The organism is Fibrella aquatica (assembly GCF_041321135.1).
Taxonomy (GTDB): domain Bacteria; phylum Bacteroidota; class Bacteroidia; order Cytophagales; family Spirosomataceae; genus Fibrella; species Fibrella aquatica.
Map to the genome: position 1 here is coordinate 73,794 of NZ_JBGGWF010000001.1, position 15,905 is coordinate 89,698.

Sequence of the window (15,905 nt, forward strand, 5' to 3'; positions counted from 1 at the left end):
GGACACAGTCCGGTGTAACCAAACATTCCTAAACTACATGAAAATCAGAAACCTTACCATCTTCGGCAGCCTTCTGCTGGCCCTTACAACCCCATTTGCCCATGCCCAGAAGCTTGGCCTCTTCGACGGACATACTGACATTGGCGCCGTGAAGAAAACCGGCTCGGCCCGGTTCGATGCGAAAACAAATCAGTACACCATGAGTGGTGCGGGTTACAACATCTGGTTCGATCACGACGAATTTCACTTCATGTGGAAACGTATGAAAGGTGACTTTATCCTGACTACTCGCGCCTCGCTCATCGGCAAAGGTGTTGATCCGCATCGGAAGGTGGGCTGGATGGTCCGTAGCAGCCTGGATAGTAATTCAGCGCACATCAACGCCGCCGAGCATGGCGACGGGTTGACGTCGCTGCAATTCCGCCGCACCAAAGGCGCAAAAACCGAAGAAATGCGGTCTAAAATGACGGGGGCCGACGTGATTCAGCTTGAACGGCAGGGCAACAAATACATTATGTCGGTGGCTAAATTCGGCGACACCTTCGTGACCGAAGAAGTGACCGATCTGGATCTGGGCGACGAGGTATACGTAGGGCTGTTTATTGGTTCGCACAACAAGGACGTGGTTGAACAGGGCGTTTTTCAGGATGTTCGGATGTACGTACCTGCGCCCGCTACGCTGGTTCCGTACAAAGAATACCTCGGCAGTAACCTGGAAGTGATGGACGTGGCTACCGGCAAACGCGATATCCTCTACTACTCACCCGAATCGCTGCAAGCCCCCAACTGGACGCTCGACAATAAAGCCCTGATTTACAACAGTAACGGCAAAATCTACCGCTTCGACCTGAAGAAGAAAACGCCGACCTTGCTTAACACCGGTGAGGTAACCAACAACAACAACGACCATGTCATCTCATTTGATGGCAAAATGCTTGGGCTTAGTAACAGCAACACACCTACACCCGACGGTAAAAAGTCGATCATTTACACCGTACCCATCACCGGTGGCACGCCCACGCGCATTACGCCCACGGGCCATTCGTACCTGCACGGCTGGTCGCCCGATGGTAAATGGCTGGTCTTCACCGCCGAGCGAAACGGCGATTACAACATCTATAAAGTGCCTGCCAATGGTGGCCCCGAGGTGCAGCTAACCACAGCCAAAGGTCTCGACGACGGCCCCGAATATTCGCCCGATGGCCAGTATATCTATTTCAACTCGACCCGGAGCGGCCTGATGCAACTCTGGCGCATGAAGACCGACGGGAGTGAACAGGAGCAAATCACCAACGACGAGTTCAATAACTGGTTTCCGCACATCTCGCCGGATGGGAAGCAGATGGTGTTCTTGTCGTTTGGTCAGGATGTAAAGCCCGACGATCATCCGTTCTACAAACGCGTGTACCTCCGTCATATCGCTATTGAGAACGGTAATCCGGTCAAAACCAAGCCTAAAACGATAGCCTATCTCTACGGCGGACAAGGCACGATCAACACCCCATCGTGGTCGCCCGACAGTAAGAAAGTAGCGTTCATCAGTAACTCAGCAACAAAGTAGGTTTCGTGTCTTGTTGTGTGTGGTTTGTAGTTGCGCTGCTAAGTGACAGTCAGGTACGTCCCCAGCACATGCTCGCGCCAGTTCCGCAGTAGCAACGTACCTGACCGTCACCTAGCGAAGCAACTACAAACCACAAACCCATTTTCCCAATCAATCAATATTTGAGTCAGTATAGGATAATTACCCGCCCTCATTGCTTTGTTCTGGGAAGCGGGTTGGTGGGAGCTATTCCTGCCGCAACCCGCTCCTAAACTGCACTCTTTATGAGAAAACCATCCCTCAGCGTACTCCTGTTGGCCGCTGCCCTGTCGCTCACCTCAGCGATGGCGCAAACACTACGTCCACCTGCTTATCCACTTATCACCCACGACCCGTACTTCAGCATCTGGAGCAACACCGACCGACTCACCGACAGCCCCACGCGCCACTGGACCGGCAAGCCGCAACCGCTCGAAGGCATTGTGCGGGTCGATGGCCGAACGTACCAGTTCCTGGGTGGATCGCCAACCCTTTATAATTCGCTGTTACCCACGGGTGAAGCCAAGCCATATACGGCGCAATACACCCTCGGCGACCCCGGTGAAGGCTGGGAAAAGCCCGATTTCAACGCGCAAGGCTGGAAAACAGGTCCCGGCCCATTTGGTGACACACCCGAATCACGGACTCCCTGGCTCAGTAGCCGAAGCGACAAAAACGGAATTCATATCCGGCGTGAGTTTACCTACGACGGTAAACTAGACCCCTCACAACTGTTATTAGCCCTGAGTCACGACGACGATGTAGAGGTGTACCTCAACGGCGTTCCGGTGGTGAAAAAACCATGTTGCGCTGGTGAATACATCTACCTCGCCTTGCCGCCCGAAGCACAGCAAGCCTTACGCAAAGGGCGTAATGTGCTGGCCGCTCATTGCGTTAGTCCCGTGGGTGGTGCTTTTATTGATATGGGGCTGGTGAGCCTTGCTGCCGTGCCTACAGTCTCACAGGCTATTCAAACAAACGTCAACGTAACCGCTACCCAAACCGATTACACCTTCACGGCTGGCCCGGTCGACCTGCACGTTACGTTTCTGTCGCCGCTTCTGCTCGATGAGCTGGAGATTGCCGCCCGTCCCGTGAGCTACGTGACGTTCGACGCTCGGTCTACCGATGGCAAATCGCACGCGGTGCAGGTTTATTTCGGCGAAGCGGCCACAGTAGCCACCAACACTGTTGGGCAAGATGTGGTGACTAAAGCCGGGCAAGGCGCTGGCTTGACTTATGCGTCGGTAGGCACGAAAGCGCAACCGGTGCTGGGCAAAAAAGGCGATAACGTCCGCATCGACTGGGGCTATGCCTATCTGGCCGTGCCGCAGGGCGTGGGTAGCCGGGTGGTGGCTGGCTCATCAGCGGCGTTGAAACAGGCTTTCTCGAGTAAAGGCGCGCTGGCGGCCAACAGCAAAGCCGTAGCCGGTACCGCCAATGACGTAACCCTGGCTACGGTGCTTAATCTGGGCAACGTCTCTAAAGAAGGAGCAACCAAACACCTGTTGCTCGGTTACGACGATGTGTATTCGGTGCAGTATTTCGGCAAGAACCTGCGCGGCTGGTGGCATCGCGACCCCAACATGACGATGGAGAAAACGCTGCAGGCCGCCGAAACCGATTACACCCGCATCCGGCAGAAAAGCACCGATTTCGACAAGCAACTCTATGATGAAGCCCGCAAAGCCGGTGGAAAAGAGTACGCCGACCTTTGCCAGTTAGCCTATCGGCAGGCCATTTCTGCGCACAAGATCGTGGCGGGACCAAAGGGCGAAGTATTCTTCCTATCAAAAGAGAATTTCTCGAACGGGTCCATCGGTACTGTTGACGTAACGTACCCATCGGCTCCGATGTTCTTACTGTATAACAATGAGTTAGCCAAGGGCTTGCTCCGGTTTATCTTCGATTACAGTGAATCGGGGCGGTGGAAAAAAGACTTCCCGGCGCACGACATCGGCACGTACCCACTCGCCAACGGACAGACCTACGGCGAAGATATGCCAGTGGAAGAAGCCGGTAACATGATCATTCTGACGGCGGCTTCGGTGAAGATGGACGGCAATCCCAACTTCGCCCGCGAGCACTGGCCCACGCTCACCAAATGGGTAGGCTTCCTGAAACGCGACGGCTTCGACCCCGGTAATCAGCTGTGTACCGATGATTTTGCCGGTCACCTGGCCCGCAACGCCAACCTGTCGGCCAAGGCCATTATGGGCATTGCCGCCTATGGACAAATGGCGCAGCAACTCGGCGACCAGAAAGTGGCCGACGAACACCTGACGTTGGCCCGCGACATGGCCCGCCGCTGGATGGAGATGGCCAAACAAGACGGCAACGGAACGCACTACGCCCTGACGTTCGACAAGACGCCCGGTAGCTGGAGCCAGAAATACAACATCGTGTGGGATAAGCTACTCGACCTCAACGTGTTTCCGAAAGAGGTGGCGAAAGACGAGATCGACTTTTATCTGAAAAACCAGAAACCCTACGGCCTGCCGCTCGACAGCCGCAAGACCTACACCAAATCGGACTGGATTATCTGGACCGCCACCATGGCCGACTCCGACCGGGATTTTAAGGCGTTTGTAGAGCCCATCTGGAAGTATGCCAACGAAACCCCGTCGCGCGTGCCGCTGTCTGACTGGCACGAAACCACCAACGCCAAGCAAGTCGGTTTCCAGGCCCGCTCCGTGGTAGGCGGCTACTTCATCAAAATGCTCGACGAACGCCTTAAGCAGAAGAAATAAACGAGATGAGTCAGGTACGTTGCTTCGGAGTTGTCTGAACACTTTTGAAACAAGGAAACCGACTAACAAAAAGCCGTAGGCTTGACCGATCTTGTAGCCCCCGATTTCAATCGGGGGTAAGATTATGAGTCGATTCAAAACGAGTTCCGTAGGAACGGCCGATTCTTTAGCCGGAAAGATGGTCCGTTCCTACGGAACTTTGTACTTTGAGATACCCTATCTACCCCCGATTAAAATCGGGGGCTAGAACATCGGTCAAGCCTACGGCTTTTTGCTCCGGCATCTTCCCTTCCGCAACAACCCAAGGTACGTTCCTCCATCAAAAAGCCGCGCCAGTCGATACTGAGCGCGGCTTTTTGATATATGTGTGGGATTAGTTATAACATGGGAAGACCACGCTGAATAGCAAGCGCAAACTCTACTAAAACTCTGTGGTCTTCAGCAATATCGTCGACATCCAGCTTGCCTTGTATGAGCAACTTGCTTTGTGGATATACGTTTTATCACAGATGCCTGACTACTAGTTGCCTAAAGAAAGCTTTTGCTGAATCTTTTTTACAAACTCAATAGAAACACCGGCTATAGCGGCAACTCGCTCAATGGAATGGCTCGCTTCAGTCAACAGGTAACTGACAAACCTAGTCTGCTCCTTTTCTTTAGCAATATCTTGGCCAATCATATAGGCTACATCTCGCTCGAGGCTCACAAACTTGCTGATACTGTCCATAATTACTTCCTTTAATTTATTCTCCAATTTACGCAGTTGCGCCAACACCTGCAACTGCTTGAAATACCTTCTTAACGGAAAATCACCGGTAGTCGTTTCCTCTATACGTCTGACAATCTGTACTAAAGCCTTTTCTGGACTATCACCTTTAAAGTCAGCCAAGACGCCTAGAACGACTTCTTCGGGCCGGGTTGATGATAGAAACAGATGATAGTCTAGATCAACAAAGGAAATGAGCAAAAAGTCGAACTTCATATGCTTTCTATCAAGGAACGTCGGCATCTGCGGAATTGATGCTCCCAGATAAATGACGTACTGCTCAACAGGAAGTTCATATTTACGCGCCAGCATGACGTAATACTCAGCCATCCGATAAACCATCTGTGGTTCGTCGGCCACTTGAAACTCGATCTGCAAAACATACGTATTGCCTTGACTATCAGTTATTCTCTTTAATACGTCAGGCTTACGCTCTTTTGTATGCTGAATATCGTCGGGTAGTTCCTCAGACGCAATAGCCATAATGCCAAGCACAGTCTGCATCAAACCTGGAATGACAGCCTCAATATTCTCTTTGAAAATTTTGTCGTACTGACTGGCTTGTTTGCCCATCTAGCAAAACTAAATGTTTAAAGTATTAATACTCAAACTAATTAGTTTATTAACTCGTCTTTGCCGTATGCTCCGCACAGTCAGTCCCGATTTCTTAACAAGTGATCTATCATATCGTCGATCTATCTCACGTCCGCTATTTAAATGTAAATACCCGCTTGCTGACTTTTCCTTTGGCACCTACGGCGTAGCAGGTGTTTTTGGCGCAGGCGACGGAGTGGAATCCTTCGGTGTCGAGCTTGGTCCAGTTCTGGCCCTGATCGGCGGATAAGCTGGTGCCTGAGGGACCAACCGTGAGCAGGTAGTCGCCGGGAAGCAGGGCGATGGCTTCTTTCAGGCCGGGCGGGTTGGTTGGGGTGACGAGCTGCCATGTCTGTCCACCGTCGCGGGTGATGGCGGCGTTGGCGCCGGGCAGGCTCTCCTGTTTGTAGTTGCCGCCAACCACCATACCCGTTTTTTCGCTGAAGAACTGCATACCGAACAGGCCCGTGGCTTCTCCGGCGGGTAAAGGCGTGGTGGCTACCGTCCAAGTCCGGCCCTGATCGCCGGAATGGAACACGCGCCCGCTGGTAGCGCCACCCGAGGCGATCCAGACATTTCGCTTGCCCTGTAGGGCGAGGCTGGTGCCGCTCGCCGCAAAGGCCGCTTCGTTCGGCTGCATGGGCGGTAGCCGATCGGGCGGAACGGGTTGCCAGGTTTGGCCGCCATCGTCGGTGGTCAGAATAAACCACTTGCCGTCGATGGGGTCGCCGAAGACTATGCCGTGCTGTTTGTCCCAGAAATCGATGCCGTCGAGGAACACACCCGGTTGTTGCGTCTGGTAGAGCAGCGTCCAGGATTGGCCGCCGTTAGTGGTTTTGTAGATGCGGGCCTGCCCCTGCTCGGCTAGGCCGGCGCTCATGAAGTAAGCCGTGTTGGCATCAACGGCTTTCACATCGCGGAAGTCGCAGGTCTGGGCATCAGGTACGTTGCCGGTCTGCCAGGTACGTCCCCCATCGGCGGTGCGCACGAAGGTTCCTTTGGTACCGCCAATCCAGACCACATCGGGACCGGCCACGCTGACGCTTCGGAAACTGGCGGTGGTATTGACCGACTGCGGTTGCCACTGCGCCAGGGCAGGTATTGTACTGCACAGAACAAACAGACTGCGGAAAAGAAATTGGGTCATGGCTAATAGGGTAAGTTGCAAAATGCCAATTTACAAACAGGAAAGCTAACCCAACGTACCTGTATTAGCCGTTACTTTAGGCAAACGCATCATCACGCACATGAAAACAACCTGCCTATCGCTTTTGCTGTGGCTATCCGTAACGGCGTTGTACGCCCAGAATGGCACGGAAGTCTATCTGCTCGACCTTGCAGTCAAGGGCGGGAAAGTCACATTGTCGAATCCGCAAAACGTGTCGAACAAGCCGGGGTACGATAATCAACCGTTTTTCCACCCTACGCTGCCGCTGCTCTATTACACAGCCATGATGCCGGAGGGGCAAACCGATATCTGGTCGTATAACATCCGGAAATCGGTCAGAACGCCCGTTACGCTCACCCCCGATTCGGAATATTCGCCAACGGTGTTGCCGGGCCAAACGCAGTTGTCGTGCATTGTGCAGCGCAAAGCCAACGGCGATCAGGATCTGGTCAGCTACGATCTGGCCGACCCGGAAAAGACCGAGCTTTTGCTGGAATCGAAGAAGACGGGTAAGATTGGTTATCAGGCGTGGCTCAACGCCGACGAAGCGGTGGTATTTGTGCTGGGTACGCCTAATACGATGCACTACCTGAACCGGAAAACGGGTCGCGACACCACAATTGCGGGGCTGATTGGGCGTTCACTGCATCGGATTCCGGGGCAACAGACGTTCAGTTTCGTGGAGCAGGTAGGCGAGTCGTGGCTCATCCGGTCGTATGACCCGGCGCGTAATCGGGTGACCGACCTTGCCGTGAGCGACCCGGCATCCGATCATTACAACGCCTGGCTGGCCGACGGTACGCTACTCGAAAGTCGCGGAACAGCGCTTTGGGCTTTTTCACCGAAAACAAAGCAGTGGACCGCCGTCACGCTCCCGTCCGACCTGCCCCGCAAAAAGCTCTCGCGCCTGGCGGTACAGGGCAAACACATGGCGCTGGTGCTGGATGAATAAACCCACGGGCCGGTATTTCAGGTTAGTGTGTGTATGGTTTTGCTGACGCACCTCATTCTAACTACGTGACAACCATTACTGACTATGCCTGCTTCACCTGAAAAACCCGAACAGCCGCTAACAGGCTGGCGGGCGCGTTTACACGAAATTATTTTCGAGGCCGACACCGCTGCCGGGAAAGCGTTTGATATTGCGCTGATTGCCAGTATTCTGCTCAGTGTAGTCACTGTGATGCTCGAAAGCGTGGCCAGCATTCGGGCTAGCTATGGTGATTTGTTGACCCGGATAGAATGGTTTTTCACGATCCTGTTCACCATCGAGTACCTGTTGCGTTTACTGAGCGTGAAACAGCCGTTTCGCTACACCACCAGTTTCTTCGGATTCGTCGATATTTTATCGCTGCTGCCAACGTACCTGAGTTTGTTGCTGCCCGGTACCCAATACCTGTTCACCATTCGTATTCTGCGACTACTCCGCGTTTTCAGGATTCTGAAATTATCGGAATACCTGTCTGAAGCCAGTACGCTGATGGGAGCCCTGCACGCCAGCCGCCGAAAAATCAGCGTGTTTATCCTGACGGTGATGCTACTGGTCGTAATTATCGGCTCCATGATGTACATCGTGGAAGGGGAAGAGCATGGCTTCGACAGCATTCCGACGAGCATTTATTGGGCCATTGTCACACTAACTACCGTTGGTTACGGTGATTTGTCGCCCCAAACGCCGCTGGGGAAGGCGCTGGCTTCGCTGGTGATGATTATGGGCTACGGCATCATTGCGGTGCCGACCGGTATTGTCACGGCCGAGATTTCGCAGGCGACCATGAAGTTTAAGCAGGTGACGTCGCAGGCATGCCCCAACTGCAGTCAGTACGGCCACGACGCCGACGCCACGTTTTGCAAATATTGCGGCAGCCGTTTGTGAGGGTGAATAAAGTGCTCGCTTTGGTTAAGTAGATATTGATAGACATATAAACGCATGCTACGCCCCGCTGGGGCTGTGTTAGCTGGTGTTTTTCATTGATGCTACCGATGTCACGGCCCGCTGGGCCTGCTCTGCACGGTGGCCTGCCCATCGACTTTGTACGAACACGCGGCAATCCTATGCCGTCTGTAGGCCCAGCGGGCCGTAGCGTCGGTAGACTGGCAACGCGTCCACAGTATAGAGCCCCAGCGGGGCGTAGCATGTGTTTGTCAATCAACAAACCCTACTTTCAACCCAGACTTCAAACTACCGAGCGGCCCACTTTAAAAGCGAAACGACCTTAGCACGGTCACCCAATTAGGATGGCTTCACTAAGGTCGTTTTCAATCAACTCAGGGGAACGTACCTGATGTTATTTTGACTGAAGCAGTTCGCCGAGTTTTTTGCCCAACTCTTCGCCCCGAATGTTTTTAGCCAGAATCCGGCCGTCGGGACCGATCAGGAAGTTCTGCGGAATGGCTCGAACGCCGTATAGTTTCGCCACATCGTTATCCCAGAATTTCAGGTCCGACACCTGTGTCCAGGTTAACTCATCTTTATGAATGGCTTTCATCCAGGCTTCTTTGGCATTTGGCCGGTCGAGCGATACGCCCAATACCGTGAAGTTTTTGTCTTTGAACTGCTGAAAATTCTTCACCACATTGGGGTTCTCCTGCCGGCAGGGACCGCACCAGCTAGCCCAGAAATCGACCAGCACGTATTTGCCTTTGAAATCGCTCAGCGCTACGGGGTTACCCAACGTATCGGCCTGGGTGAAGGCGGGGGCGATTTCGCCGATGGCCGTGGCTTTCAACTTGGCGAGGGAAGCGGCGTATTCAACACCTGCTTTGGTGGCTTTTACCTCCGGTGACAGGCTGGCAAACAGTGGTGCTATGTCGGTATACTCGGGCACACTACCGCCCACCGATTTAATCGCATCCAGGCTAACCAAACTGGCGGGCGTTGCCTTGATGAACTGGGAGAGAATTTGTCGTTGCTCACTCTCGATCTCATTGTACCGCTTTTCAATTGCCTGACCAAACTCCGGCGATTTTCGCTGCTCAACGGAGGCTTTCTGGTATTCGGCCATCAGCGCTGCCATGTTGTCGGTAGCTGGTTTCATGGCCATTTTCAGCTTTTCATTATCGGCGTTTAGCTTGGTACCACTCACAACGGCATGCAGGGCCGAATCGGGACTGGCAATCGAAATAGTGCCAGGCTCCAGGTAGAAGGTAACGCCCTGTGCCGCACCCAGCTTGCGCATGCCAACGCCCCGCTGATCGATGAGGAGCATTGCTTTGGCTGGGTCGGCAACGGTGCCAGTGAACGTAAACGCTCCATCTTTAATGTCGGCCGAGTCGAGTTTGACAGCCCCGGCGGCAACAGTTCGTAGGTAAGCCTTTGCCGTTGCGGTCGATGGGCCCACTTTACCGGTCAGGGTATATGATCCGCTTTGCGCGAAGCCAGCGAGCGGGAGTAGGGCACAGGCGAGTGAGAGTCCTAAGTTTTTCACAGAAGTTATCGTAGTTGTTTCCATGTAATAATAACGATTCAGCGTCAGGGAGCCAATTTTTTGCGGCATAGTTCCACGATGGATTTTGCGCCCGGTTTGTGTAGGTACGTTAAGGTGTTGGGTATCCAGTGTGGACAACACGGGTATGGCGGTGCTATTACAGCACAAAAGCCCGCCGGTTGGACGAGCTTTTGTGCTGTAACTGGTTGAAATGTATTGCGATAGAAAAATGGATTAATCTGTAATTTCAACGGGCTGATGCTCGGCCCGGAGCAGGTCGTTTACGGTTTTAACCGGGTTGAACGTAATGAGCGGTACCTCGACAAACAGCGTATTCCAGTTGGCCATGGCACCATTCCATAGGCCGGGAAGTTCCTGCGCTTTCAGGTCTTTGCCGTCTTTCGATTTAGCCGTGATAAAGCCCGTCAGTGGGTCGCGGAAATCGGGCAGGTTATACTTCTGTCCCTGCCGGTTTTTCAGGCTGCATACCAGATCAACGGGGTTGAAGTGGGTGGCCTGCTCGAATAACGTTTTCTGACCGGTATCGTCCATATCTACCTGTGCCGACTCCACGACTTGTAATGACAATGATCCGTCGGCGTTTTTGGCCCAAAAAGGTCCGCCGCCAGGCTCGCCTACATTTTTCACCATGCCGCAAGCGCGAATGGGCCGATCGAGTTTCTGACGATAGTACGCCAGCTTTTCTGACGCACTTAGGTCAACGAAGTTGGCGGGTGGTGTTACGCAGAGGGTTGTTTGCAAAAACGCATCGGCTTCGGTGAGGTACCCTTCGCTAACGTCGTCGGTGTCGAGCAGTTCCTGAAGACGGAAGAGTTGCTTCTGTGCGTCAAGTAACACGGTAGCCAGTACCTTTTTGTAGGTCACTGTCATTTCTCTCAACTCGTCGGGCACCACATTATCAATGTTTTTGATGAAGACCAGATCGGCGTCGATGTCGTTCAGGTTTTCGATCAGCGCCCCGTGCCCCGCCGGGCGGAACAGCAAGCTGCCATCGGCATTGCGGAAAGGGGTATTATCGAGGTTGACCGAGATAGTATCGGTGGCTTTTTTCTGTTCCGAGAAGGTAACGTCGAAGTCAACACCGAGCCACGATTCATAGTCGGCCAGTTCCTGCTGAATCAGCGCTTCAAAACGGCTCCGGTGTTCGGGCGATACCGTGAAGTGAAGACGTACCCGGCCACCGCTATTGGCATAGGCCGCGCCCTCTACCAGGTGCTCTTCAACAGGTGTCCGCGCACCATCAGCGTAGTTATGAAATTTCAACAGGCCTTTGGGCAAGCTTCCGTAATCGAGGCCTTTAGCGGTCAGCAGGTACGTTAGCACCGTTTTCTGATCGTTGTCGGACACAGCCTTGTCCAGGTCCATTCCGTCGTGGCTCATGGCTGCTTTCAGGTCTTCATAGAAAGCGAAATCAGTTATCTGAGCGAAAAAGCCATCGGTCGCTTTATCCGGTTTTCCTTCCAGCGCCGAAAACAGCGATTTAAACATCCGCGTGGCAGCACCCGAAGCTGGCACAAACTTCATCAGAGCCAGATCGGGAGCCTGTTCGTCGAACTGCCGGATATAACGGGTTAGCTGGTCTTCGGGTACGCGAATGATACCATCACCCACGGTGGCAGCCCGAATAACATGCAGGAAAGGAAAGCCATCAATAAAATGCTTGATTTGCTGGTCGACCGTTTGTGTGGATGTGCCTTGTGCGGCAATCTGGTCGAGATCGGTTGAGGTAAACATGCGGAACTAAGAGTTTTAGGTGAGCAAATTGCTCCTTTCAACCAAGTATCGCAAGGGTAAGTCTGAAAACTTAGTGAAGGATTGACTGGCGTGGTTTAAACGTCAAAACAACTACTTCCGAATCAGTACCCTGCGTACCACGGTGGGTTGCCCTTCGGCCTGTAGTTGAACGAGTAGTAATCCATCGGCCAGATCGTTGGTAGGCAGGGTGCTCAGTTCGCCCTGTCTGGGTACGTTCATGAGCATACGCCCCTCTACGGTAAGCAACGAGATGCGGGCATTAGCACCAGCCTGGGGCCATCGCACAAGCAGTTTATCAGTAGTTGGGTTTGGATAAACATCTACCGTAAACGCTGGCTCTGTGGCTGTAATGACAAATACGATAGGTGTAGAAGCCGGTGATACGCAGCCATTCAATGTATTGATCACGTAATAACTACCCGATGACTGGGGTTTGAAACGTGGATCGATGGCTCCGGCTACGGGGTTATTCTGGGTATTGTACCACTGGTAGCTACCTGCACTGCCCGCGCCAACCAATTCGTCGCCTTCCTGAGTAACAACTGGTTTGGCAAGCGCGGCATTAACCGACAGGGCTATCGGTGCCGTTGTGATTTCCGGTGCCGTTGACAGAATCCGTACGCCATACGTACCCGTTGTCAGGTTAGCAGGAATGACTATCGGCGTTGTAATGGTGACCGTGTCTGACGTTGTGGATGACAGGGCGAGCGGTACAGTTACGCTGGTTTGAGGAATGACCGACGCGCCGACAGCATCGGTTAGCTGAACCACAGGCGGTTGCTCAAAATAACCCTGGTAACGACCCGATATGACAACTGTGGTACCTGCACAAGCCGATGTTGCCGAGGCAACCAGTCGGGCCGTGTTGGGAATGACGTAGTTGACTGTGTTCGATGGGTTTGATGTACAGCCATCGGCGAAGCCGGTTACGTAATAGCCCCCCGCTTTCATGGGCCGGAATCGGGCTGATGTGGCGGTTTGAACAGGGTTTTGTTGCGCATCGTACCACTGATACGTAGCTGCGTAGCCTTCGGCTACAAGTTCGCCTCGTTGTAAGCTGGCTTCAAGCGGACTTGGGCTAATCGCAATCGACATACTGACCCAATCGCTGACAATAGTTCCCATTCGGGTACGTAGCTGATGAACGCCCGGTCCGAGGGTGGTGCTAATTGGCAGGGCAACAGTAACGGTCGTGTCGACTACGGTGCCAACGCGCAGGGGTAATGACGCCGAGGTAACCAATGTGTTGTTGAGCGCATACAGATCAACTACCGGAACCTCAGATATATACCCTTTATAGCGAACCCGTATGCCGTTGAGTGTAGCGTTTTCCCGAGCACATACTGGCGTGGAGGGGGCAATAGCCAACCCAACCGTCGACTGAATCAACGTGAGAAAGCGCGCCGGGGTGCTTGGACTTCCGGTAAACGTGTTGGCACCAATAGTGAGCGTGCCGCTGGTAATACCCGACAGCAGTACCGAACCGTCGGCGTAAGCGTCTACAAGCGCCCAACTGGTTTTATCGGTCTGGCCGTTCACGAGGGTGAACGTACCTAGCTGAGTGGTGTTACGCAGGTTCAGATCAGGGTCATGCTGATTGAGCACCAGGTTGTAGCTGGTGGTAGCCGCGGTTTCGAGACGACTGCTGGTAGTCAGGGTAAACAATGTACTGGCAGGGCTAAGCGCCACGCTTTTAGCCATAACCAACCGGTTCACCCGAATCGTGTTGACTTCGTCGAATACTGTATTTCCCGTAGAGTCGAACTTGGTCAGGCTATATCCGTATGTAACCGTCTGCTGTGTAGCTGGCAGATAGGCGTTCTGCGATTGAAACAAATAAACGGCATTGATGGCTGCTTTAGACCACCGGTGATAGCCAGCTACGGCAAGTGGCCGGTTATCGTAGGTGTAGTTCGGGTCGATATTAGGGATAGAATACGATTTCCACTTGAGTACGCCGTCAACGAATGGTTGTGTTGTGCCGTTGTTGAATACAAAAGGAAATTGGGTGTACGACAAACCGGGCGATCTGTCGGCGACAAAGAACCAGGCCATCTGTTTCGACGAGAGCGGAACCAGATTGACCAGGGTATAACTGACGCGTGTGTGACCGGCCCAGTCCCAGGTAGCAATCTGACCAACTTCTTTTCCATCATCCGTGAACTCAGTTGTACGTTGTTTTCCATTGAAATAGTCGGTGATAAGGGTGACCACACCGCCCCCGGTAGGTTTAATAAACATTTTTCGGTTATAGCCGCCTACCCCCTGCTTGTAGAACAGTTTCCAACGAAAGGCGCCGGTGCTATCGAACGTATTTACCGAGTCGTTGCTCATGATATACAGGTTGCCTTTCAGGTCGGCGCCCATGTCGAAGATGCCCTGAGTGACCAGTTTTTTCTCCCAAACCAGCCTGCCCGCCGGGTCATAATGCCGGTACATACTATCAGGCAACTGCACCCATGTCTGTTTACGGCCATTGGTAATCACCCGGCGAACAGTGGTTGGCAGTGTACTTGTCCAGCCAATTTGCTCGGCTGTCAGCGTTTGGGCCGTTGTTTCGGGGGCCACGCTCACCAGAAACTGAACCGGGGCGGCCGCACTGCCTGTAAATCTGGCCGAGCCAATGGTCATTGTTCCGCTGGTGGTACCCGTCAACACTACAGATCCATCGCTGTTACGATTCAGCATGGTCAGTCGATTAATCTGGCTGAGTGAACTAGTTGACGTTGGCTGAACTACCGTACCTACTTTCAGCGAGCTGATCAATAATAACGGTTTAATACCGGTTTCATCGAATGTATACTGATTGAGCAACAGGTCGGCGCTGGCAGTGCTTGTCGCTGTGTTACTAAGGATTTGAGTGGTGAAAAACCGCCCCTTCGAATCGAGAAATTGACTGGCAGCCTCGCCCACTGATTTAATATCTTCAGTAGCGTATAACGACGGCGAAAAGGTATTTTGTCGAAAAGGATATAGTACATAACCACTGGCTGCGGTTGGGCTGCCTGTGGTGTCGAGGGTAGCGCGGATGATGGCCCAGGCATCTTTCCCATCCGAGAGCAGTGGCAGGCTTCGCTGCATGGCAGGGGGGAAGGGGGCATTTTTTAACGTAAGTGCATACCTGGATGGGCTGCTGAGGGGCTCAAGTGGTACGAGGGTTGCCTGAGTTGGCCCAGCTTGCACCCGGAAGTAGAGGGGAGACGCATCGGCCAGCTGAGGCTGATGTATGCCAAACATCATGTCGTTGGTGTTCACCAGCACCGGCCGTATGGCACTGACAGGGGCTGGCTTGGTACCAGTCACCGAAACGGGCATACTCACTTGCCCTCCCGCCGTAAAGAAGTAGTAACTCAACTTTTGGTCAGAACGGGCATTCAGGCCCAGCACCAGCCCACTGCCCAACGGGTTGACGGTTACGCTCAGATTAGCTGCTTGTCCAGGTACGTTCGAGAGGCTATCGAGTCCGTTGCGCCAGGCCAGGGTTTGGGTGGCGTCGTACTTTTCCAGAACGGGCGCTCCGGTGGTGGGCAACCCTACCAGCAACAACTGCCCCTGCGCATCGATCGTGAAATCGGCCACGCTGAGGGTAGATACGGCTTTTGTCCAGCGAGTGTTTCCCAGCGGGTCAAAAACCTGAAAGGTGTTGGGAGCACTCAGAGCCCAGGTATTCCCCCAGGCGTCGACGACCGTTTTAACAATGCTGGCAGAGAGGGGAGCCGTCCAGCGTATGCGACTGGGACTAACTGGGTCTTGCGCCTTGACAAGAGGGGAGAGAAGAAGCCAGTTTAGAAGGAATAAACAGGTAGAAAGGTGTTTCATAACGTAAGGATTTTAGGCAGGCAAA

9 protein-coding genes are annotated in these 15,905 nt (G+C 53.3%); 4 read left to right on the forward strand and 5 right to left on the reverse strand.

The genetic code is table 11. The features are described from left to right. Window positions 1-37 precede the first annotated feature (37 nt). Together ACAW87_RS00250 and ACAW87_RS00255 are read left to right on the forward strand one after the other, a co-directional pair. Window positions 38-1,561 (forward strand): TolB family protein, encoded by a 1,524-nt coding sequence (locus ACAW87_RS00250; RefSeq protein ID WP_370721137.1) that lies wholly within the window; start codon window positions 38-40, stop codon window positions 1,559-1,561. Between the two features lie 263 nt (window positions 1,562-1,824). After that, a complete protein-coding gene (locus tag ACAW87_RS00255; protein ID WP_370721138.1) occupies window positions 1,825-4,329 on the forward strand; it encodes a glutaminase family protein in 2,505 nt (834 codons plus the stop codon). Window positions 4,330-4,849: 520 nt separating this feature from the next. Here the strand turns inward: ACAW87_RS00255 and ACAW87_RS00260 are convergent. Beyond that, entirely contained in the window at window positions 4,850-5,668 is an 819-nt protein-coding gene (locus tag ACAW87_RS00260; protein WP_370721139.1) for an RpnC/YadD family protein, read from the reverse strand. 136 nt (window positions 5,669-5,804) lie between these two features. Next, entirely contained in the window at window positions 5,805-6,836 is a 1,032-nt protein-coding gene (locus tag ACAW87_RS00265) for a WD40/YVTN/BNR-like repeat-containing protein (RefSeq protein ID WP_370721140.1), read from the reverse strand. A 100-nt stretch (window positions 6,837-6,936) separates the two neighbouring features. On the opposite strand from ACAW87_RS00265, the gene ACAW87_RS00270 reads away from it, so the two are divergent. Further along, window positions 6,937-7,809: a TolB-like translocation protein gene (locus ACAW87_RS00270; RefSeq protein WP_370721141.1), complete on the forward strand. Its 873-nt coding sequence runs from the start codon at window positions 6,937-6,939 to the stop codon at window positions 7,807-7,809. Between the two features lie 84 nt (window positions 7,810-7,893). Further along, a complete protein-coding gene (locus ACAW87_RS00275; protein WP_370721142.1) occupies window positions 7,894-8,733 on the forward strand; it encodes an ion transporter in 840 nt (279 codons plus the stop codon). Window positions 8,734-9,145: 412 nt separating this feature from the next. Here the strand turns inward: ACAW87_RS00275 and ACAW87_RS00280 are convergent, their stop codons facing one another. From ACAW87_RS00280 to ACAW87_RS00290, 3 genes are all read right to left on the reverse strand, one after another. Next, on the reverse strand, window positions 9,146-10,285 hold the full coding sequence (locus ACAW87_RS00280; RefSeq protein WP_370721143.1) for a redoxin domain-containing protein: 1,140 nt from the start codon (window positions 10,283-10,285) through the stop codon (window positions 9,146-9,148). 234 nt (window positions 10,286-10,519) lie between these two features. Then, window positions 10,520-12,040 (reverse strand): DUF4301 family protein, encoded by a 1,521-nt coding sequence (locus tag ACAW87_RS00285; RefSeq protein ID WP_370721144.1) that lies wholly within the window; start codon window positions 12,038-12,040, stop codon window positions 10,520-10,522. 111 nt (window positions 12,041-12,151) lie between these two features. Then, on the reverse strand, window positions 12,152-15,880 hold the full coding sequence (locus ACAW87_RS00290) for a T9SS type A sorting domain-containing protein (protein WP_370721145.1): 3,729 nt from the start codon (window positions 15,878-15,880) through the stop codon (window positions 12,152-12,154). Between the last annotated feature and the right edge of the window lie 25 nt (window positions 15,881-15,905).